The sequence below is a fragment of the Bacillus sp. JJ722 genome (assembly GCF_036963345.1).
Classification (GTDB): domain Bacteria; phylum Bacillota; class Bacilli; order Bacillales; family DSM-1321; genus Bacillus_AD.
The window spans coordinates 1,176-1,463 of record NZ_JBALMO010000190.1; the positions used below are offsets into that span (position 1 = coordinate 1,176).

Consider the following 288-nt stretch of genomic DNA (forward strand, 5'->3'; position numbering starts at 1 on the left):
ATTAGGCGGCTCGAAATGGAAAGGTTTTTCTTTGGTGCTTATGAAGATATTGATGATGTAATTAGTTTTCTAAAGAGCATGGGATTTATTGAGTTTAAAAGTAAAAAAAGCATGGATTTAAAGACTATTGACAAGCACTATTATATTACTAATCTTTCTATAGAAAAATTCGAATCATCAATTAAAGAACTTCCGTCAATTCAATGGTATATACAACGGTGCGATCTTATTAAGAAATTTTTCGGAGATCTAACTGGTTCACAGCTAAAAGTACTACAATATCAAATT

1 protein-coding gene is annotated in these 288 nt (G+C 29.9%); it reads left to right on the forward strand.

Annotated elements, in window-relative coordinates; translation table 11 throughout:
• Nucleotides 1-15: 15 nt before the first annotated feature.
• The coding region (locus tag V7014_RS20280) for a hypothetical protein (RefSeq protein WP_335509725.1) at nt 16-288 on the forward strand (273 nt) is incomplete at its 3' end.